The 21677-nt window shown below is 64.4% G+C and carries 15 protein-coding genes; 6 read left to right on the top strand and 9 right to left on the bottom strand.

Annotated features, from left to right (window positions below; genetic code table 11):
• Positions 1-5: 5 nt before the first annotated feature.
• Positions 6-833 (bottom strand): peptidoglycan bridge formation glycyltransferase FemA/FemB family protein, encoded by an 828-nt coding sequence (locus ACFQS4_RS09010; protein ID WP_500192944.1) that lies wholly within the window; start codon positions 831-833, stop codon positions 6-8.
• 816 nt (positions 834-1649) lie between these two features.
• Between ACFQS4_RS09010 and ACFQS4_RS09015 the strand changes: the two genes are divergently transcribed.
• Entirely contained in the window at positions 1650-1919 is a 270-nt protein-coding gene (locus tag ACFQS4_RS09015) for a DUF8044 family membrane protein (protein WP_497901188.1), read from the top strand.
• A gap of 138 nt (positions 1920-2057) precedes the next feature.
• Here the strand turns inward: ACFQS4_RS09015 and ACFQS4_RS09020 are convergent, their stop codons facing one another.
• Complete coding sequence (locus ACFQS4_RS09020; protein ID WP_497901189.1) at positions 2058-2924, bottom strand: DUF7982 domain-containing protein; 867 nt, start codon at positions 2922-2924, stop codon at positions 2058-2060.
• A gap of 392 nt (positions 2925-3316) precedes the next feature.
• Between ACFQS4_RS09020 and ACFQS4_RS09025 the strand changes: the two genes are divergently transcribed.
• The gene (locus tag ACFQS4_RS09025; protein ID WP_497901190.1) at positions 3317-4330 is read left to right on the top strand and encodes a DUF8471 domain-containing protein; all 1014 of its coding nucleotides are present in this window, start codon (positions 3317-3319) and stop codon (positions 4328-4330) included.
• An 87-nt stretch (positions 4331-4417) separates the two neighbouring features.
• Here the strand turns inward: ACFQS4_RS09025 and ACFQS4_RS09030 are convergent, their stop codons facing one another.
• Positions 4418-5620 (bottom strand): carboxylate--amine ligase, encoded by a 1203-nt coding sequence (locus tag ACFQS4_RS09030; RefSeq protein ID WP_497901191.1) that lies wholly within the window; start codon positions 5618-5620, stop codon positions 4418-4420.
• Between the two features lie 314 nt (positions 5621-5934).
• Between ACFQS4_RS09030 and ACFQS4_RS09035 the strand changes: the two genes are divergently transcribed.
• Both ACFQS4_RS09035 and ACFQS4_RS09040 read left to right on the top strand, forming a co-directional pair.
• Complete coding sequence (locus tag ACFQS4_RS09035; protein WP_497901192.1) at positions 5935-7017, top strand: glycosyltransferase family 4 protein; 1083 nt, start codon at positions 5935-5937, stop codon at positions 7015-7017.
• Positions 7018-7068: 51 nt separating this feature from the next.
• Positions 7069-9324, top strand: coding sequence for a PAS domain-containing sensor histidine kinase (locus ACFQS4_RS09040; protein ID WP_497901193.1), 2256 nt, complete (start codon positions 7069-7071; stop codon positions 9322-9324).
• 94 nt (positions 9325-9418) lie between these two features.
• On the opposite strand, the gene folP is transcribed toward ACFQS4_RS09040, so the two are convergent.
• Together folP and ACFQS4_RS09050 are read right to left on the bottom strand one after the other, a co-directional pair.
• A complete protein-coding gene (folP, locus tag ACFQS4_RS09045) occupies positions 9419-11995 on the bottom strand; it encodes a dihydropteroate synthase (protein WP_497901194.1) in 2577 nt (858 codons plus the stop codon).
• Positions 11996-12266: 271 nt separating this feature from the next.
• Entirely contained in the window at positions 12267-12503 is a 237-nt protein-coding gene (locus ACFQS4_RS09050) for a DUF8015 family protein (protein WP_497901195.1), read from the bottom strand.
• A gap of 217 nt (positions 12504-12720) precedes the next feature.
• Between ACFQS4_RS09050 and ACFQS4_RS09055 the strand changes: the two genes are divergently transcribed.
• Complete coding sequence (locus tag ACFQS4_RS09055; protein ID WP_497901196.1) at positions 12721-12891, top strand: glycine zipper domain-containing protein; 171 nt, start codon at positions 12721-12723, stop codon at positions 12889-12891.
• A 61-nt stretch (positions 12892-12952) separates the two neighbouring features.
• Here the strand turns inward: ACFQS4_RS09055 and ACFQS4_RS09060 are convergent, their stop codons facing one another.
• Positions 12953-14050: a phosphotransferase family protein gene (locus ACFQS4_RS09060; RefSeq protein WP_497901197.1), complete on the bottom strand. Its 1098-nt coding sequence runs from the start codon at positions 14048-14050 to the stop codon at positions 12953-12955.
• 90 nt (positions 14051-14140) lie between these two features.
• The gene (gene carB, locus ACFQS4_RS09065; protein WP_497901198.1) at positions 14141-17311 is read right to left on the bottom strand and encodes a carbamoyl-phosphate synthase large subunit; all 3171 of its coding nucleotides are present in this window, start codon (positions 17309-17311) and stop codon (positions 14141-14143) included.
• A gap of 166 nt (positions 17312-17477) precedes the next feature.
• Between carB and ACFQS4_RS09070 the strand changes: the two genes are divergently transcribed.
• Complete coding sequence (locus tag ACFQS4_RS09070) at positions 17478-20282, top strand: PAS domain S-box protein (RefSeq protein ID WP_497901199.1); 2805 nt, start codon at positions 17478-17480, stop codon at positions 20280-20282.
• Between the two features lie 140 nt (positions 20283-20422).
• Here the strand turns inward: ACFQS4_RS09070 and ACFQS4_RS09075 are convergent, their stop codons facing one another.
• Both ACFQS4_RS09075 and ACFQS4_RS09080 read right to left on the bottom strand, forming a co-directional pair.
• Complete coding sequence (locus ACFQS4_RS09075) at positions 20423-21016, bottom strand: flavodoxin domain-containing protein (RefSeq protein ID WP_497901200.1); 594 nt, start codon at positions 21014-21016, stop codon at positions 20423-20425.
• A gap of 119 nt (positions 21017-21135) precedes the next feature.
• The gene (locus ACFQS4_RS09080) at positions 21136-21675 is read right to left on the bottom strand and encodes a DUF5815 family protein (RefSeq protein WP_497901201.1); all 540 of its coding nucleotides are present in this window, start codon (positions 21673-21675) and stop codon (positions 21136-21138) included.
• Positions 21676-21677 lie beyond the last annotated feature (2 nt).

The following is a 21677-nucleotide window of genomic DNA, read 5'->3' on the forward strand; positions in this document are numbered from 1 at the left end:
TTTGATCACGAGAAAACCCGACCAACGACTCTCGATTTAATTTCTGCCGTTCTCTCTTGCACGGACCCAGGGGTAATCGATGTCGAGGACGTAACCCATCGGTGAGCGACGCGTCCGCCGTTCAGCGCCGCCAGGGCGACCTGTGGATAGCCCCGCTCCCACGTAAGACTGGGGGCCGCGTGGGTAGCGAAGCGTTCCTTGAATCGAAACAGTCCGTTTCGAAAGTCGGGCTCCGTTCCACGGAAGTTGTACGTCTCGTAGCCATTGTCGATGGCCCACTTAATGGCGTGTTCGTGGATCAACTCCGATGCGTTGTACTCGAAATGATCCTCCGTAACGCCCGAACAGAGATAGTGAAGCATCGACCGTTCGTCGTCCAGCACGAACAGCATCAGTCCGCGTCGTTCTCCGTCGACGTGGAGCGAGAATATCTTGATCCGTTCGGGGAGGTTGCGAAGTTCGAGAAAGAACGCTCGAGTCAATCGGGTGCCACCGACACGTTCCGCGACATCGGTATAATTCGAGTGCATCTCGCTGAGGACTGCTCTGGTCAGTTCTTCCTCGACGACCTCCCCGTCGTGATCGTGTCCTCGCCTGATCGCTCGTCGCCTCGAGCTATCCATCTCGGCGAGGAGGGCGTCCCAGTCGCGCGACGTATCGAGGAACATGTCACAGTTAGTAATTCGCAGGTTGTACCCGTGTTCCAGGAAGCTATCGTGGTATCGAACGTAGGACGAATCGACGTTACTGATCTGGTGAAATCGAACCGACCCATCACTGAGGCGGGCCGTCGATTCGAGTATTAGATCGAGCGCGGTTTCCTCGTCGCCCATGGCGATTGGACCACCCGAGCCGGGTCTAATACTGTTGAGGCGTCGAACCGGGGTCGACCCAATCGAACTGACGAAGTTTGGAGAAATCGCGATGGGGTTGCCCTTCTTTTCGACGAGTAGATGACGTGGCTCGAGCGGTTGACCCCGTTCGACTGCCCGGAGCCAGCCGTAACGATGGAAGACGCTTCCCAGATCGGCCTGCTCGACGACGTGGTTCCACTGGTTTCTATTGGCCTGTTCGATGCTATCGTGACGCGTTACAGTGAGGGACATAGGGCTTCGTTACGGTCGATTAACGGCCCACAGGGAAGCAGAAATAACTTCGTCCGAATCCTCAGAGTAGTGTGACGTTTTCGACCGTGGCTCGAGGATGAATCGATTCCTGCGACGGCGAAACCCCCATCGATCCTCTCGAGTCGAACCGAGTAGTACTCGTCTGCCCCAATGTCGTTGGTCTTCGTTTCGACGGTTTCGTTAACACTCGACCGATGACGTCGGTCGCAATATCGGACCACCGCTATCAGGTTGAGATAGACGTCTTGCATCGCATATAATTAGATATATAAAATTCCTGACTACCGAAGAGGTCGGTATACCGTTTCAGATACACTGTGAACGGCATCGATTCGGGTGACAGACGGGTCCACATCCGTTCTCCAGCCAGTACTCGATCACTAATTCAGGTCACGAATCGACGAGCGAGGATACGGCTCACAGACGGTGGGGCGAACGTATTCCAACCGTGGATTACTCGAGAAGCGCCACGAATACGGTCGCTATAGTTTTTACCGTGTTGCTCGTTCGATCCATCCACTAATGAGACCGCACCGAATGCGGTTCGTCCTCGTTCAGTGTTCGTGGTTGCTGGGAACGGTACTCGTGCTCTCGATGACCGGATTCTTTACTTACGGCCTGTTTATTCTGTTCTCCGCACTCGGCGTCGCCATCTTGACGAACCTGCTCACCATGTCACACGTGCAGCCACGATGGGTCGATCGACCACGAATCCTCACCAAGGTCTTGCTGGCGGGCGCCGCAGCGGTGCTCTGCTACCGTTTCGTCAGCCTGTTCGTCCTGTCGCCATAGCCAGTGCTCCGTCACGCGTTAATCGATGAGACGAACCGGACACGAATATCGGTTCGTCTCACCACTTCAGGTTCGACACGACACCAGTTCACCGGTGGCAGCCGGGATATCAGCGACAGCCTTCGCTTCGAACGACGCCTACCGATACTCGAGGACCCACGTTCCGTCGTCGGATAGCGCAGTAGCCTCGAACGAGATCCGGCGGTCGAGACCGACTGCGAGACCCACTGCGAGGAAGGAGGCGACCGGATGGTCGAACTGATCCGGGGGGCCGAAGACGTTCCCCGAAATGGTAATCGTGACGACCCCCTCGTCCGGTCGCACGGTCGCGTCGGCGTCCGTGACGAACTCGAAACGGTGTTTGAGCGAATCGGTCAACTGTTCGGTCAGCAGTTCCGGAGAGCTCGCAACTGGTTCGTCCAGTTCCCGCTCGAACTCCCGGAACAGCGTTTCCCCAGTCGGTTCGAGGACGAGTCCACGTTCCTCCGAGTCGACGATAGAGAATCCAGCCGCGTCTTGGACGCCGCCGTCGACGGCGGCCGGGACGAATAGCCGAGCCCCGGATTCGGCGCCGTCCGGGTTCGGCACGTAAATTCGCTCGGTACTCGAACCGAACGTCGTCGTGATCGCCTCGAGGTTAGTCGCACACGTCTCGTACACTTCGGCCCCATCTCTGGCCTCGATCGACCGCGTCCCCGTCACTCCGTACGTTAGAATACTGGCGAACAACCCGATCCCGCCGAGCGAGAAGAGGACTTCACGACCCGCCGATACGACGAACCCAACAGCGAAACAGAACACGCCGATGGCGACGAATCCCGCTATCGTGAGTCGCTCTCGCGTCGTTCGAGCGCCGGTGGGGAACTGTACCGTCCGATCACGAACGACGGAGGTTCTGGCACCGTCGGCTGGGGCAGTTCCTCCTTCGAAAGCCCGCTTTTCACCACCCTGGTCGAACGCAGCGGACGACGCATCCGGCGTACTATCGTACTCTTCCGGGCTCATGTGGGAGTACTCAAATGAGACGGCGGTTCGTTCGAATGGGAGGTCACGTCGACGCACGACCGTGCCATCTGAAGCCAGCGAGGGACGGACAGGCGTCGTGGGCACGAACCAGCTTCGTCCCGCCACCGAGGGACGTGCGAGTAATCGTGGCCGTCTGTGGGGGTCGTCACAGTGTCTCTTCTCAAACTACCGAGGACCACTGCTTTAAATTGCTGGTCGTCAATCACGGTTTACCTGCCGTGAAAGGGTCTAAACGGCCGATTTCTTGCAGTGGGGCCGCGGCCATATCGCGCATCACGACAGCGTTTGGTGGTTCAACTATCATTGGACCCAGACAGTCCGGACAACCGTCCATCCGATTTTAATCGCGGTTCGTGAAAGAGACAGAGAGGATGATTCGTTCGCTCGTTCGACCGCACGATCGTCGACTGCCAGCGGACCTGACGGTAGTCCTCGCTCTCACGGCCCTGACGAACGTCGTCGTGTTTGCCCCGGTGATACGGGAAACGCCCCTTCGCGTTCCGTTCGGTCTCGTCTTCGTCCTCGTCGCTCCAGGATACGCGCTGATTGCTCTCGTGTTCCCGGAGCGCGGGCCAGTAGACCGGTTCGACGATGCCGGAAGCGGGGTTCAGTCGCCGACGACCATTCTCGAACGTCCCCGGTCGTGGTGGGGAACGATCGACGGCCCGGAACGCATCGCGTTTTCGATCGCTTCGAGTGCCATTATCGTTCCGGTGATCGGTTTCATCCTGATCACTGCGCAGGGGACGTTCCGATTTGGACCGACGTTCGTCGCCGTCTCGGCCGTTACCGTCGCCCTCACGGCCGGCGCAATCTGGAGACGCCTTGCGCTCCCGCCGACCGATCGGTTTCGAGTTCCATATGACGAGTGGATGGACACTCTTCGCACGTCGGTGTTCGATCCCGACTCTCGCGGTTCAGCGATCCTGAACGTCGCACTGGTCTGTACGATACTGCTCGTGATCGCGAGCGTTGGATACGCCGCCACGGCACTCCCACAGGACGACGAGTACTCCACGATATACGTTCTCTCCGAGGATGATGCCGATTCGGTACTCGAGATCCCACCGGGAGAGAGCCAGGAGGTCGTCGTGGGGGTCGACAACCACGAACGACGCACGACGACGTACACGGTCGTCGTCGTCGAACAGGAGATGGACGTCTCGGAAAACGAAACCCGCGTCGTCGACCAGCGCGAGCTCGAGCGGTTCGAGGCGACGACCGATCACGGCGAAACGTGGCGTCTCGCTCACGACGTCGAGCCGACTGCGAACGGCGAGGTGCGCATCGTCTGGTTGCTGTACGTCGACGACGTTCCCGCGGAGCCGTCGATCGAGTCTGCACCATACCGGGTGCACCTGTGGGTTGAGGAAGCCGATTTGTGAGTATTCGTGATGGAGAAACGGCGAACCCGTTGCCCACTTCGACTCCTCTCTACCTGCTTCGACTCATTCCTGCCCTACTTCGGCCCCCTACCCGATCCTGTTCTGGAGAACCCGCCGAAGTTCGCGCGAAAACGGAACAGGATCGTCGAGTCGAAAGACGTCGAAGTGAGGCGTCCGGATGCACGACTCGAGAAGGTCTTGTGCCGTGTCCAGGACCGGGGGCCGGTCGACGAGTATCGGCTCGTCTCGTCGAAGACTAAGCAGGTAGTTTGCTTCGCCATAGAGGTAGTGACTTCTGACGCCACGTTCGTACTTCGCGTCGATCGACGAGCCACGGCCGAGCGCCTGCAGCCAGTAGTACGCCGGGAAGTCGGCGCCCGCCCGGACCGCACAGGGGAGCGATTGCCAGAACCGCGGGTTGATCTCGAGCAGTTTGTACTCGCCGGTGGTGGTGTCCTTCGCGTACTCGATGCACGCGATGCCGTGCCAGTCGAGACTATCCAGTAGCGCCCGGCCGACCGCCTCCAGTTTCGGATCGCGTATGGATTCCCGATAGACGCCGCCACCGCCGGTGTAGGACGTCCCGCGGATCTGTCGGTGCTGGAACGTCGCAACCGCCTCGCCCTGATCGTACAGCGCGCCGAACACGTACTGGTCGTCGTGTCGAATGTACTCTTGGACGATCGGTTCGTGTCGCATACCGGAGCGAATCGTCGCTTTGTCGGGTTCGTCTCCCGGTTTGACGTAGACCACGTCTTTTTCGACCGCGGACGTATCCGAGGCGAGCGACGGCGTGAGTTCCGACGTGAGAAGATTGTACCGGGATTTGATGACGGACGCGACGTCCCACCGGTCGACCTCGTCGAGACATCGCGTTTCGGGAACCGGAAGGCCGGCCTCGCGAGCAGCGTCGAAGAGTTTCGTCCGGTCGTTGACGACCTCGAGCGCCTCGGTCGGCGGCGCGATCACTGACGCGTATCGTTCGAACTCGTCCCGGTAGGTCGCGAACACGTACGGATCGGCCGGGCGGAGAGGGAGGATCGTTCGGACGTCCGGTCGAGCGGCGATTCCCTTCAGTGCGTCTTTGTACGCGACGAGGTCGTCGTCGGGGGAACAGATCTGGATCTGTTCGTCACAGAATCGCGATCCGCCAGCAGGGACATTTTCGTGTTCCGAGGCGACGATCGTGTGAACGCCGCGCTCGGCGAGCGAGCGAACGCACGTGTAGCAGGCGGGGTTGAATTTCGCGGGGAGCAAGACCGCTCCCTGGCCGGACGCGTCGGTGACCATCGAGACGAACGAGAGGGTGCAACGGTATTAACGGCGACAACTGTTCGTCTACGTAATTACGTGTTTCTGTCGTCTCTCGCAGGCGTGGTCGGACGTTGCATTCCGTCTCGATGGCGAACGAGGGAGTGCCGTCGACGCGTTCAGTAGTGGTCTGGTTTCGCCGCGGGAGGTGATAAACCGTCTCTCTCACTTCACCGCAAGATCGCGAGAACCACCTCTCTCGTTTCGTCGCGGGAGGTAACGGAACCCCTCGAGCGACGGCGGCATTCCAAATGCCCTATATTTTTACCCCCTCGCTGGCATCTACAGCGTAGATGCGAATCGCGTTCGTCTCCTTCGAAACCGCCCACCACCGAGAGACGGAGACGAACGAACGGTTCCGGACCGTTCTCGACCTCCTCACCGACCGCGGCCACGACATCCACGTCTGCTGTGCCCAGTTCTGGCCCGGTGAGCCGTCCACGCTCGAGCGAGACGAGATCACGTACCACGGCGTCTCGACCGGCCTCGAGGCGCGCCAGTCGTTCCTGCTTCGCCTCCCGTTCGTCCTCCGGTCGATCGGCCCGGACGTGATTCACGCGAGTGCCGATCCCGCGGGCCAGGTGCGGGCGGCCAACTGGGGGGCGACGCTGGCTCGAGCCCCGCTAGTCCTCGAGTGGTACGGCGCGGGAATCGGCGTCGACGGTGCCGTTGGCATCCCGGACGACCGCGGCCATCGCTACGCGGCCCGGAACGCCGACCGCATCGTCACGCCGTCGCGGATGGTCCGGACCTGGGTCAGAGAGCGAGGCGCTTCGGGTGAACGCGTCGACGTCGTCCCGAACCCGATCGACCTCGAACGGATCGAGGCGACGCCGCCGGGCGACCGAGTCGACGTGGTCTACGCCCGGCGACTCGACGAGGGGGCGAACCTCGAGAGCCTGCTTCTGGGGCTCGCGGAACTCCGGGACCGCAACTGGCACACGCTCGTCCTCGGGGACGGCCCGCAGCGAGGGATGTACGAACAACTCGCGCGGGACCTGCGGATCGACGACCGGGTGACCTTCGCCGGGGAGACGAGTCGGGACGAGCGCATCGCGGCCTACCGGAGTGCGCACGTCTTCGCCCAGACGGCCACCGAGTGCGTCTTCCCGACCGAGTTCGCCTGGGCGCTCGGCGCGGGCTGTGTCGGCATCGTCGAGTACCACGCCGACTCCGCGGCCCACGAACTCGTCGAGGGCTGGGAACGGGGCTTCCGGACCACGAGCGAACAGGAACTCGCCGACGCTATCCTCGAGGCCGGCGACCTCGAGCACCGGACCTACGACGAGTCGTTCGCGAACCTGGATCGGGAGGCGGTGCTGGAGACGTACCTCGAGACCTATCGGGAGCTCCAGGACGCACGCGGGCTGCTCTAGCGCTGACCGCCCGTCGAGGCCCTTTTCCAACTCGATGCCCTGTAGCCGATAATGAATGAGCAAGCCGAGGATGTCGATGCGGGATTCTGCGACGGCGAAGACGGCTCCGAGGCCCGCCAGCGCTGTCGATCGCTGGTGAACGCGATTGACGACGGGATCACGGTCGTCGACGCCGACGGCGAGGTGACGTTCGCGAACGAACGTGCCGGGGACCTCCTCGAGCGGTCCCGAGACGCCCTCGTCTTCGCCGACGATGCTCGCTGGAATTTCGTCGACGAGGCCGGCGAACGGCTCGAGCCAGGTGACTCCCCGTTCGATCGCGTTTGCGCTCGACAGACCCCGATCTCCGATCAGATTGTCGGTCTCCGTCGCCCCTCCGGAGCGTGCACGTGGCTGTCGGTCGACGGCGCGCCACAGTGGAACGAGAACGACGAGTTCGACGGCGCTGTCTTCGTGTTCGAGGACGTCACCGACCAACACAACGCGGAGAGCGAAGTCGAGGAAATCCTCGGACGGGTAACCGACGCGTTCTACGCCCTCGACGAGGACTTCCGGTTCACCCACGTCAACAACCGGGCCGAAGAGTTGCTCCAGGCGACCGAGGACGAACTGCTCGGCGAAGTGCTGTGGGAACTGTATCCGGAGGCTGCCGAAATCGACGATGTGTGGAACGCCTTCCAGGCGGCGATGGAAACCCAGGAACCCCAGGGGTACGAACTCTACTTCGATCCCCTGGAATTCTGGGTCGAAGCGACCATCTATCCCTCCGAGACCGGCGTGTCGGTGTACTTCCGGGACGTCACCGAGCGCAAGGAGCGCGAGCAGTATCTGGAGGCTGCCAAGACGCAACTTGAGGCCGCGACGGAAGCCGGCGCCGTCGGCACCTGGGAGTGGTACGTCCCCGAGGATTCGTTCGTCACCGGTGCCTCATTCGCTCGAACGTTCGGCGTCGATCCGGAAGCCGCTCGCGAGGGCGTCCCGCTCGACCAGGTGCTGTCGTCGATCCACGAAGACGACCGCGACCGCGTCGCCGCGGAAATCGAGAACGCCGTCGAGCACTGCGAGTCGTACGAGGCGGAGTACCGCGTCTGGGACGCCGACGACGAACTTCGGTGGGTCGTCGCCCGCGGCCACGTCGAGTGCGACGAAGACGGTAACGCCGAGCGGTTCCCCGGCGCACTCACCGATATCACGGAACGCAAGCGAGCCGAACTCCAGGTCGAAAAACAGTCGAGAGAGCTCGAGACGCTGTTTCAGGTCCTGCCCGTTGGTGCCGTAGTCGCGAACGCAGACGGATCGCTGCGCAGGGCGAACGACACGGCCAGGGACATCTGGGGCGGCGACGTCTTCGATGCCGAATCCGTCGAGGAGTACGAGAAGTACACTGCGGTGTGGTCGGACTCGGGTGAGCCAGTCGGGCCCGAAGACTGGACGATGTACCAGGTGCTCCAGGGCGAGGAAGTCACGGAACCGAACATCTACGAAATCGACGCGTTCGACGGCGAGCATCGAATCATCATGGAACACGGCAAGCCGGTACGAGACGAGTACGGGAACGTGAGCCGCGCTGTCGTGACGCTCACCGACATCACCGAGCGTCGGGCATACCAGCGAAAACTCAAGGAGTCGAACGAGCGCCTCGAGCAGTTCGCCTACGCGGCCAGCCACGACCTCCAGGAACCCCTTCGCATGGTCACGAGCTATCTCCAGTTGCTCGAGAACCGGTACGGCGACGCCTTCGATGAGGACGGCGAAGAGTTTCTCGAATTCGCCGTCGACGGCGCCGAACGAATGCGAGAGATGATCGACGGTCTCCTCGAGTACTCGCGCGTCGATACGCGCGGCGATCCGTTCGAACCGGTCGACCTGAACGGCGTCCTCGAAGATGTCCAGGAAGACCTCACGGTGCGGATCGAGGAGAGCAACGCCGTGATCGTGACCGACGACCTGCCTCGTGTGAACGGCGACGCCAGCCAGTTGCGACAGCTGTTCCAGAACCTCCTGTCGAACGCGATCGAGTACCGGGGTGACGAGCCACCGCAGATCGACGTCACTGCCGAGCAGGCGGGCGAGCACTGGGTGCTTACGGTTCGCGACGAGGGGGTCGGGATCGATCGGGAGGATGCAGAGCGCATTTTCGAGGTGTTCCAGCGGCTGCACACGCACGAAGAACATCCGGGAACCGGTATCGGTCTCGCGCTGTGCGAGCGCATCGTCGAACGCCACGGTGGCGAGATCTGGGTCGAGTCCGAACCTAACGAGGGAGCGACGTTCTCGTTTACGCTTCCCGCGGTTCGTGCGGAGTGAGCGCTGGGTGAATCGATTCCAGACCCGATTCAGGTATCCGTTCTAACCCTGATTCAGTTTCCGGTCCCAGTTCTAATTCCACCCGGTTCCACGATCAGGGCTCGCCACTCGAGACGCCGTCGCCACGAGTCGCCAGCGCCGTCTTCATCGCGGCGACGTTCTCCGGGACGTCGTGGACGCGGACGACGTTTGCGCCGCGGTCGACCGCGAGGGCCGTCGCCGCGATCGTCGGCTCGAGTCGCTCGCCGTGGGCGCGACCGACGCGCTCGAACATCGACTTGTGTGAGTGACCGACAAGAACGGGGCAGCCGAAGGTGCGAAACTCCTCGAGTCGGTCCAGGAGTTCGAAGCTCTCCTCGGGCGTCTTCGCGAAGCCGAGTCCGGGATCGATGAGGATCTGGTCGCGCTCGAGGCCGGCTTTCTCCGCCAGCAACACGCGCTCGGTGAGTTGCTCGATGACGTCCTCGACGACGTCGTCGTACTGGACGTCGCGATTCGGGACGACCGGCGCGTCGATGCTGTGCATGAGGACGACGGGGGCGTCGTACTCGGCGGCGACGAAACGCATCTCGGGGTCAGCCAGCCCGGAGACGTCGTTCACGACGTCCGCGCCGGCCTCGAGGGCGGCCTCCGCCACGGCGGCCCGTCGGGTGTCGACCGAGAGCAGGGCGTCTATGCCTTCGTTCCCGTTCCCGTCCCCCTCTCCGCCCCCACCCTCGTCCACGTCCCCGCCCGCGGCCAACCGCTCGATCACGGGCACGACGCGCTCGATCTCGTCGTCGATCGAGACGGGGTCGGCGCCGGGGCGGGTCGACTCCCCGCCTACGTCGACGATTTCGGCGCCGGCGTCGACCATGCGCTCCGCACGGGCGAGGGCGTCCTCGAGGGCGTCGTACCGGCCGCCATCGTGGAAGCTGTCGGGGGTCACGTTCAGGATGCCCATGATGCAGGGGCCGGACTCCCAGGGGTAGTCTGTCCTCGCGTCAGTCGCTGCGTCGGTCCCTGCGTCCGTCTCCGCGTCCGCGGGGGCGTCCAGCCCGAGGGCCGTCCGCAGATCGTGGGCGATCGACGCCAGGCCGTCCGATCGGTTGGCGAGCGTCTCAGTCAGCCGTTCGTACTGGGCGAGCGTCCCCATCAGGACGGCCTCGACCGGATCGTCCCCGGACCGGACGCGCGAGAGCGAACACTCCCCGCCCACTCCCACGAGTTCCCGTTCGATCGTGGTCGCCCCGTCGCGGGGCAGGGCCATCGTGACGACGCGGTGGACGCCGCTCTCGGTCACGTCGGTGATCGTCGCCGCGTCGACGTCCGCGTGCTCGAGCACGCCACGGGCGTCGTCCCGGTCCCGGACCCGTTTCGGGACGGCCGTTCGCGTCCACCGACGACGGGCCTCGGCGATGGCGAACAGCGACCCGGTGACGAGCACGCAGTCGTCGGGTTCTGCCGCCTCGAGCGCCGCGTTCAGGGCGTCCGGGACCCCCGATACGGTGTCGACCGACGGGGTGCCGGCGTTCGCGAAGACCCGCGCGAGCACGTCGGCGTCCTCGGCGCGCTCGAGGCTCGGTTCGCAGGCGGTGACCCGGTCGGGAGTCGGTAGCGCCGCGGCCATCTCGCGGTGATCCTTGTCGTGCATCGCGCCGACGACGAGGTGGAGGTCGTCGTATTCGAACGAGGCGAGGGTCTCGGCGAGTCGCTCGCAGGCCCCCGGGTTGTGCGCGCCGTCGAGGACGACCAGGGGATCGGTTCCCATGACCTCGAATCGGCCCGGCCAGTGGGCGTTTCGGAGGCCGCGCTCGAGGTCGCGCGTCGAGACGTCGGCGACCTGCCGGGCCAGCGTCGCGGCGATGCCGGCGTTTTCGGCCTGGTGGGCGCCCAGTACCGGGAGGCGGGCGTCGACAGTCCATCCGTCACCGTCGATGGAGACGGCGGCCTCGGCGTGGTTCGTTCGGCCTCCGTAGCGAACGGTGACGTCGGGTCCGTCGGCTGGTTCGCTCTTATCCTCGAGAGCGCCGCCTTCGACAGTTCCCACCGTCACGACGCTGCCGGCGACCGACCGAATCGTCTCGAGGGCCGTCCCGGTCGTCGCCGTGACCAGCGGCGCGTCCGAGGGGGCGACCTGGGCCTTGTCCGCAGCGATCTCCTCGATCGTGTCGCCGATGATCCCCGTGTGCTCGAGGCTAACGCTCGTGACCGCGCTGGCGACTGGGTCGACCACGCTGGTAGCGTCGTAGCGGCCACCGATACCGACCTCGAGGACGGCGACGTCGACGTCTTTCCGACCGAAGTGCCAGCATGCGAGGGTCGTCATCGCCTCGAAGAACGTCGGCGAGGCGCCCTCGGCGGCCTGGGCGGTCAGGTACTCGCCGGTGCGCTCGCCGAACTCTCGAACGGCAGCCTTCGGGATTTTCCGTCCGTCGACGCGAACCCGCTCGCGGAGGTCCTCGAGGTGCGGTGACGTAAAGAGCCCGACCGTGAGCCCCGCCTCCCGGAGGATCGACTCGAGCATCCGCGCCGTACTGCCCTTTCCGTTCGACCCGGCGATTTGTACGAACGAGACGCCCTCGTGTGGGTCCCCGAGGTGCTCGAGGAACGCCCGGGTCGACTCCGTACCCGGACTGGGACGGAATCGCCGCAGGCCGACGAGGAGGTCCGCCGCCTCGTGGTATTCCATACGCGTCACTCAGAGCGCGGCCGCTTTAGGGTGTCGGACCTCGGTGAGCGGAGACTCGAGAGGTGGTGCGTATCGAAACCCGTGGTGGCGCGATCAGTGGTGGCGCGATCAGTGGTGGCGCGATCAGTGGTGGCGCGATCAGTGGTGGCGCGCGTAGATGTCGTATTCGAAGCGATAGCTCCGCACCGGTTTCGGTACTACTCTTTTTATAGCTTTGATCCTCTCGACTGCCACGCGCGGTTCATCTTCGATACCGCGTGTCGAACCAACGTCAGACGCCGCCGTGACCGTTCGGCGGCCGCAACACCATGCCGTCGAGCATCGCCACGAGACCCACCAGACTGGCCATCACGAGCGCGGACTCGAGTGCGATGTCGGCCACCAGACTCGCCACAGCAGTGGCCAGGAAGGCGAGCGGGATAATCGCAAGATGCAGGTCGTAGCGGTCGAAGTCGATCACGAGGTCGAATCGGGGATTAGTCGGCGTATCGATACCTCTCGTCGTCATTGCAATCACCGGTAGGCGGTACGGGGTCGCTCGCCAAATTTGTTTTGATACTCCTGGCGATTACCGTGAACCTGCCGTAGTAGTGGTGACGGCTCGTCGAACGCGACGAGACGTGAGATGCCCTTCGAGAGCCGTCGCTCGGCTCTCTCGCACGCTCGTCGTCGCTGCTAAATGGGGCGAGCGATACGGTAATAATCCGGCGAGCGTCTGTATCGCTATGGGAATCGAAACGGACGGTGATGAGTCGAAACTGGGCGTGGGAATTGCGGTCGGCGTCGGAATGGGGGTATCCATTGGCGTGGCGATGGACAATATCGGTGCGGGAATCGCCATCGGCGTCGGAATCGGCGTTGCGCTCGGAGTCGCGTGGAGCGAGGTCGAAGACTAGTCGACGAACGGCCGTCCGCGTGCACAGGCAATCGCGACCACGAGGGAGTGCGTTCTGTACGTTATTCCGTCCGGGAAGACCCTCTGTTCTGACTCTCGAGAATCGCTCGAGCGTCCGCCTCGATGCGGTCCGTCACGGCGCGTTCGCTTCCGTCGGGCACCTCGAGGTGCTCGAAGTCGTTCATGATGCGGACCATCGCGACCAGTTCGTAGAGCGGTTCGGGGGTCGAAACCGCGTCCGCTCGATCCGGATTCGCCGTCCGGTACCCCGACAGCATCGCCTCGCGGACGAGGGGTCGCCGATCCGACACGCCGGGCAGCCCCGCCAGGAAGGCCCCGCTGTAGAGGTAGGCGGCGAACTCGAAATCGAACGCCGCCGGCACGGCGAGGGTGTAGCCCCAGTCGAGCATCGCGGTGACCTCGCCCGTCTCGGAGTCGACGAGGAGGTTGTGCAATCCGTGATCGTTGCGCCCCATCACGGGATCGAACGGTCCTTCCACCTCTAACGCGTCGATTCTCGCCTCGAGCCACCGGCGTAGCTCAGCGGTGAGCGCCGAAAACCTCGAATCCGCATGGCGCTCGAGTTCGCGGTCGACGTACGCCCGCAGGAACGTCGGCCAGGTCTCCCGCGGATCGCCGACCGTCAGAGTCGACGGCTCGCGATCGGGTCGCCCGCCGACTAGGTCGGGCCCGTCGCGCCGGACGTGGCCGAACTGCTCGACCGCCGGCACCGCGTGTAACTCGGCCAGGTACTCGCCGGTTTCCCGCGCGAGTCGCGAGAGAGCGCCGTCGTCGAGGTGGCACACGTCTTCGTAGGGGAGCGCCTCACCGGGCAGCGCCTCCATCAGGTAACACGGTGCGGGGAGCGTCTCGTGGTCGTCCACGACGCCGAGTACTTCGGGGACCGGGATCGTCGTGTGGGCATCGAGAACGGCCTGGACGCGTGCCTCGTCGGGGATTCCCCACGTTTTCCCGTCGGGAGAACACTTCAAGAACAGACTTCGTGATCCATCGCTACCGTCGACCTCGAGCCGGTAGACCGAACAGAAGCCGCGTTCGACGGCGGTTGCGTCTCGAACCTCGAGCGCCGGGTCGATCGACTGGACAATCGTGTCGACGGCTGACGCCGACAGCGCTCGGGCCTCGGGAACGTCGTCCATAGCCCGGATACCGAATCGTCCGACAGAATTCTTTCGGTGGTATGTGACCTCTTAGCAGTACCCCCCCTTACTAAGGCAAGGCCGGCCCGATCAGCCGCCCCAGTTCGCCGCCCGCTGTGGCCGGTCGGTCACGGCCGCAACGTCGAGATCGCCGTCGAATCCCTCGAGCGCCTCGAAGTACGCGCGAGCGCTGGCCTCCGTCGAGAGGTACGGGACGTCCTCCTCGACGGCCATCTCGAGGGCGTCGCGGTCGTCGCTGACGACGAAGTCGACCTCGCCCTTCATGATCGCGGCGGGGACGTCCTCGAACTCGGCGACGTCGAAGAACTGCTCGAAGCCGTCGACCGCGAGGTCGATCACGGCAGTTCCCTCGCTGACGGCGTTGCCGGCAGCCTGTTGCCCCTTCCAGTAGGCCGTCGCGAAGTCGCTCGCGGTGCCCATCACTTCGCCGGTCGACTTCATCTCCGGGCCGAGGCGCGGGTCGCTTCCCGGCAGGCGGTCGAACGGCAGGACGACCTCCTTGATCGAGGTGTGCTCGGGAATCCGCTCGTCGATGCCCTGCTCCGCGAGCGTCTCGCTGGCCATCACCTTCGCGGCGAGTTTGGCGATTGGGACGCCGGTCGCCTTCGAGACGAACGGCACCGTACGGGAAGAGCGGGGGTTGGCCTCGAGGACGTACACCTCGGTCGGCTCGTCCGTCCCGACGCCGGTGACCGCCAGCTGAACGTTCAGCAGACCGACGGTCTCGAGCGCGGTCGCGATCTCCTCGGTGACCTCGCGGACGCGGGCCATCGTCTCGTCGTCGAGCGAGCGCGGCGGGATCGCACACGCGGAGTCCCCGGAGTGGACGCCGGCGCTCTCGACGTGTTCCATGACGCCGCCGACGAGCACGTCCTCGCCGTCCGAAACGGCGTCGACGTCGAGTTCGACCGCGTCCTCGAGGAACTGGTCGATGAGGATCGGCTTATCGGGGCTCACCCGGACGGCCTCCTCGATGTAGGTCTCGAGTTCGTCGTCGCTGTGGACGACCTGCATCGCGCGGCCGCCGAGGACGTAGGACGGACGGACGAGGACCGGGTAGCCCAGGTTCTGGGCTAGATCGAATGCCTCGTCGCGGCTGTAGGCGGCGCCACCCTCGGGCTGGGCGATACCCAACTCGTCCATGAGTTGGTTGAACCGGTCGCGGTCTTCCGCGAGGTCCATCGCTTCGACGCTGGTGCCCATGACGGTACAATCGAGGCCGCGGCGCTCGAGTTCGGCCTCGAGCGGTTCCCCGATGTCGACGGAGGTCTGCCCGCCGAACTGGACCATGACGCCGTCGGCGCCGGTCGTCTCGACGACGTCGGCGACCTCCTCGGCGGTGATCGGCTCGAAGAACAGGCCGTCGCTGGTGTCGTAGTCCGTCGAGACGGTCTCGGGATTGTTGTTGACGACGTGAGCGTCGATGCCCAGTTCCCGCAGGGCGCGCACCGCGTGGACGGCGCAGTAGTCGAACTCGACGCCCTGCCCGATACGGATCGGGCCGCCGCCGACGACGACGACGCTCTCGACGTCGGTGTCGACCTGAACTTCGTCGTGGGCGATAGGGGAGGAACCCGACTCGAGGGCGTCCCGCGCCGAGTAGTAGTACGGCGTCGAGGCAGCGAACTCGCCGGCGCAGGTGTCGACCTGCTTGAAGGTGCGCTCGGGAGCGGCGGACTCGACCGCGCCTACCTCGGCACCCGCGCGGGCCGCGACTTGCTGGTTCGTGAAGCCGAGTTCGGCGGCCTCGGTGAAGTCGCCCTCGGAAGCGGCGACCGACGCCTCGGCGATGTTCTCGAAGCGCTCGACGTACCACTCGTAGATGCCCGTCAGGTCGCAGACGTCCTCGACGGTGTAGCCACGTTCGAACGCCTCGAAGATGGCGTAGGGGCGATCGGGCGTCGGGGTCTCGAGGTAGTTGGCCTCGAGTTCCTCGTCGGAAACGTCGGCCCAGTCGACGGCGGGGTCGTACTCCGAGGAGCGGAGCGCCTTGAGGAGCGATTCCTCGAACGTGCGTCCGATGGCCATCGCCTCACCGGTCGACTTCATCGCCGTACCGAGTTCGAAGTCGACATCGTCGAACTTGTCCTTGGGCCAGCGGGGGACCTTGGTAACCACGTAGTCGATGGCCGGCTCGAACGCCGCGGTCGTCTGGCCGGTGATCTCGTTTTCGATCTCGTGGAGCCGTTTCCCGAGAGCGACTTTCGCGGTCACGCGGGCGATGGGGTAGCCCGTCGCCTTCGAGGCGAGCGCCGACGAGCGAGAGACGCGGGGGTTGACCTCGACGACCCGGTACTCGCCGCCTGGCGTACCGTCGTCGTGCCAGGCGAACTGGATGTTACACCCGCCCTGGATGCCGAGTTCGCGGATGACGTCGAGCGCCGCGGTGCGCATCTCCTGGTGACCGTCGTCGGGGATGACCTGCGAGGGGGTGACGACCGTCGACTCGCCGGTGTGGATGCCCATCGGGTCGAGGTTCTCCATGTTGCAGATGATGATACACGAGTCGTCGGCGTCGCGCATCACCTCGTACTCGAGTTCGACCCAGCCGGCGATCGATTCCGTGATGAGGACCTCGTTGTTCCGCGAGAGGCGAAGTCCTTTCCGCACGCGAGCGAGGAGTTCGTCCATCTCTTCGACGACGCCCGATCCGGAGCCGCCTAGCGTGTAGGTCGTCCGGGCGATGACCGGGAGGCCGCCGACGGCGTCGACGGCGTCCTCGACGCGTTCGCGAAGGTCCTCGTCCGTGATCTCGGTGACCGACTCGCCCGAATCCAGCGAGATGGTCGTCGACTGCGGCACTGGCTGGCCGATGTTCTCCATACGCTGGCGGAAGAGGTCGCGGTCCTCCGTGGCGTAGATGGTGTCGAGCGGTGTGCCCATGATCTCGACGTCGTACTCCTCGAGGACGCCCTCCTCGGCGAGTTCGGCCGTGACGTTCAGTCCCGTCTGGCCGCCGAGCCCGGCGATGACGCCGTCCGGGCGCTCTTTCCGGATGATTTCAGCGATGGCGTCGGTCGTGATCGGCTCGAGGTAGACCCGGTCGGCCATCTCCGGGTCGGTCATGATCGTCGCCGGGTTCGAGTTGACGAGCACGACGCGCGCGCCTTCCTCCTGGAGGGCCCGGCAGGCCTGCGCGCCTGAGTAGTCGAATTCGGCGGCCTGACCGATCTGAATCGGCCCGCTGCCGATGAGCAGGATCGTGCGTCCGTCGTCCCCGGTGTCGTGGTCGGTACTCATTCGTTGTCCGTCCGAAGTGTGTACATCGTAATAAGCGCCACGAAATAGTGCGATTCTCGAAATAGAATTTCGAATTTCGTACGGTCGGCTCGGGACACCCCGTCGCCGAGAACGATCCGACGGCCGAACTCCTTATGGTAGTACCCAGTCATCTATTGCTAACTACATGTCTGGTGGTGGTAGTGGTGAACGACGGGCATTCGATGGTGGGTCGCTCGTCTACGTCGACCCGACCGACCGAGCGCCGCGAGTCGTCGACGCCCTCGAGTCGTCGTGTCCAGGGCTGTCCGTTCACAGGGTCGAGACGGCTGTAGACGCAGTTCGAACACTCGGCAATCGGTCTGTCGACGGTGTGGTGGCCGTCGACCGGTTCCCCGATTCCGACGGTCTCGAGCTCGTCGAAACGATCCGGCGAACCTATCCAGCCCTTCCGATAGTACTGTACGCCCGTCACGGCTCCGAGGAACTGGCGAGTCGCGCGATTGACGCGGACGTGACGTCGTACGTCCCCATCGACCGCGATAAACCCGAGGACGCTCTCGAACGCCTATGTGAGCGGGTCGAGCGCGTACTGACCTCGAGCGACGACGGCCGCTTCCGCCGGGTCGACGCGATGCACGACGTCGCCCTCGAGTTCGAGGCCTGCCGTGACCCCGAAACCGTCTACCGACTCGCGGTCGAGGCGATGATTCACGTCCTCGAGAGCGACGACAGCGCGCTGTACGTCGAGGAAGACGGCGTGTTGCGCCCGGCGGCCGCCGAGGGCACCATCGTCGCCGAACTCACCGAGGCGTTCGAACCCGACCAGGGGGTCGTCGGCCGGACGTTCCAGTCCGGCGAATCCTCTCTCGACCTCGACATCGGCTCCGACGACGATGCCGATCCCGTTGACGACGAACTTCGCTCCGGGCTCAGCGTCCCCGTCGGGGCCTTCGGTGTGCTCCAGGCCACCTCGCGCGACCCGGCGGCGTTCACCGAGCGCGACCGAACGCTGGCGGAACTGCTCGCGGCACACGTCTCCGCGGCAATCTCGCGCATTCGATCGGAACAGGCCGTCCGTCGCGAACGCGATCGATTCGGCGCGCTGTTTGAGAACGTCCCCGACGGCGTCGTCGTCGTTAGCGATCCGGGATTGGACCGGATCGTCGCCGCCAACCCCGGCTTCGAGCGCCTGTTCGGGTACGAGGCGGACGAGATCGAAGGCGAGATCCTCCGTGAGTCGCTGCTCCCGGCGGGTGAGGACGCCGTCCCAATCTACGACGCGGTCGGCCTGGATGAAGTCGTCACCGAGGAGGTCACGCGACTCACGGTCGACGGTCCCCGGGAGTTCCTCCTCAGGGGGTTCGCCGTCGAACTCGACGGCACCGTCTACGAGTACATCATCTACACCGACGTCACCGAACGGAAACGGCGTGAACGGAAACTCGAGGAGTACCGGACGCTCGTCGAGACGGTGGGCGACCCGATGTACGTCCTCGACGCGGACGGGACCGTGGCGGTGGCAAACGACGCGATGGCCGAGGCGGTCGGCCGATCCCGGCAATCGGTCATCGGCGCTCACGCTCGCTCGTTCATGCCAGAAGCGGCACTCGAACGGGGAATCCGTGAGATTCGGGCGATCCTCGAGGAAGACCGGCAGTGGGGAACGTTCGAATTCGAGTATGCCGACGCCGACGGTCAGAACCACGTTGCCGAAGCGAACATCGCTCCGGTGATCGACGACGACGAACTCGCCGGAACCGTCGGTGTCATCCGGGATATCGGCGAGCGAAAGGAACGCGAACAACGGATCCGCGCGCTTCACGACGGCACCCGACGGCTGATGGCCGCCGAGAACGCCACAGAGGTTGCAACCGTCGGCTGTGCGCTCGCGACCGACATCCTCGAGTATCCGCTCACCGGCATCCATCGGTACGATCCGGAGGTCGACGCCCTCGTTCCGGAGGCGATATCGGACGACGTCGTCAGCCTCCTCGGCGAGCCGCCCTCCATCGAACGTGATGGTGGACTGGCCTGGACGGCGTTCGAATCGGGCGAACCGATGGCTCACGACGATATTCGGGACGAAAGTGGCGTTCGAAATCCCGAGACGCCGATCCGAAGTGAGGCTCACCTCCCCCTGGGGGAGTACGGCGTTCTCCTCGTCTCCTCGACCGAACGAAACGCCTTCGACGAGGAATCGCTCGCGCTCGCGAACATCCTCGCTGCGAACGTCGAAGCCGCCCTCGAACGCGCCGAACGAGAGAGCGAACTCGAGCACCAGCGACGAGAACTCGAGCGCCAGAACGAACGCTTAGAGGAGTTCGCGGGAACGGTCTCACACGACCTCAGAAACCCGTTGACACTCGCGACCGGCCACGTCGAGATGCTCGCCGCCAAACGAGACGAGGGACACCGAGACCACCTCGACGAAGTGCAGTGGGCGCTCGAGCGGATGGACGACATCATCGACGACGTGCTCGTGCTCGCTCGCAGCGGGCGACAACTCACCGACACCGAATCGATTTCCCTCGAGACGGTGGTTCGTCGGGCCGGTCGAACGGTCGATCCAGCGCTCGACATCGACGTCGACGGCTCGCTTCCGGCCGTGACGGGCGAGGAGACGCGACTGCTCGCGCTGTTCGAGAACCTCTTTCGGAACGCCCTCGAGCACGTCGGGTCCGACGTACACGTCACGATCGGAGCGAGCGAAGACGGCTTCTACGTGGCCGACGACGGGCCGGGGATCCCGCCGGACGAACGGGAGGCGGTCCTCGAGTCCGGTTACACGACCCACCCGGAGGGAACGGGGTTCGGCCTGGCGATCGTGACGGAGGTCGTGGACGCTCACGGCTGGGAGGTGGCGGTGACGGAGAGCGAAGCCGGCGGCGCTCGATTCGACGTTTCGCTCGGAGAAGACGGGGGAGATGTCGATGGCGATGGCGACGGCAACAGGGATGACGAACGAGTGACGCAGATCGATACGGAGTAGGTCTCGTTTCGTCGAGACACGGTGACTCGAGCTGCTGACTCAATACACGTCGCCTCGAGCCACGGTGACTCGAGCGCGAGGGGCCGTAGGGCCGTTCACGGTGTTGTCGTGCTCTTGCTCACCTCTCTCCGCATTCGTACTCAGCTATCTCGTTCGGATGGGTCGCTCGCTGGCGGGGCCACCCCGAGACGGCCTTCGACGAACGCGGCCACGTCGGCCGCGAACGACTCGACCTCGTGCCAGTCCGTGAACTCGACGTCCCCGGACTCGTCCGCCGGCGGCACGTCGGGAATCGTCCGCCCCGCAATCTGTTTCATCAGTAGTCGTTTGAGGAAGCCGTACTCCGAGTACCGGAGCGCGCCGCCGAAGAGGCCGACTCGATCCGGATGCCATCCGGTAGTTTCGACGAATTCGTCGACGTATCCCGCCGCCTGCGTCCGTCCCTCCTCGGTTGCAGACGAGAGCGACACCTGGAAGAACTCGGTCGGCTTCGCCGCAAGCGCCTCACTCATCGACCGAACGAACTCGGTGACCGGTTCCTGGTGTTTCCCGGCGTGGATCGATGCCCCAACGAGCACCGCATCGAAGCCCTCTATCTCGAGCTCGTGCGCGGTCTCGGCTGCGTCGACGACCGTCGTCTCGTGGCCGCGTTCGGCGATCTTCTCGCCAATCCGCCTCGCGACGGTCGCCGTCTGTCCTTCACCGGTTCCGTACAGTATCAGAAACGAGGCCACGGTAGGTCACCGTTCCTGGTACGCGTTCGACGTCAATAAAACGGTGGCTCGGACATGGAACGACGAAACGACGAAACGTATCGGCGAAAACAAACGCTGACCTCGCACACGAACGCCGGTCACACCGGCGCGTCGTACTCGCTCTCGAAGTCCCGCACGTCACGGTACTGATCGACGAACGACTCGACGTCGAACTCGAGCATCTGCGTCTCGAACTCGGTGATCGCGTCGCCGTCATCGGCGTGGCTGATCGCGTGTTCCATCAACTCGACGATCAGTTCCACGACGACGACGTGGAGCCGTCGGGCCTCGAAGTCGGTCACCCACAGGAGCGTGTACCCCACGGCGCCGTCCTCTGATGCGTCGTGGACGACCACCTCCTCGGGGAACTCCTCCATGACGATACCGAGCAGGTGGGGCGTGCCGAACTCGTCGAAGTCGTCGGCCGTGTCGACGGTCTCCTGGAGGACCGCGACGAGCGACTCGGGGACGAACCGCGAGGGCGGGTGGACGTCCGTGACCACGGCGTGGCGATCGCCACACGAACAGCTGTACTCGCGCATGCCGAGGTCAATCTCGTGCGGGTCGAGCGACTCTCCGCAGGGTAGCTCGAGGCGGTTGGTGTCGTCGCCCGGGACGCGAGGCGCGGGGTCGGCCATCG

The organism is Saliphagus sp. GCM10025317 (assembly GCF_042663665.1).
Classification (GTDB): domain Archaea; phylum Halobacteriota; class Halobacteria; order Halobacteriales; family Natrialbaceae; genus Natronosalvus.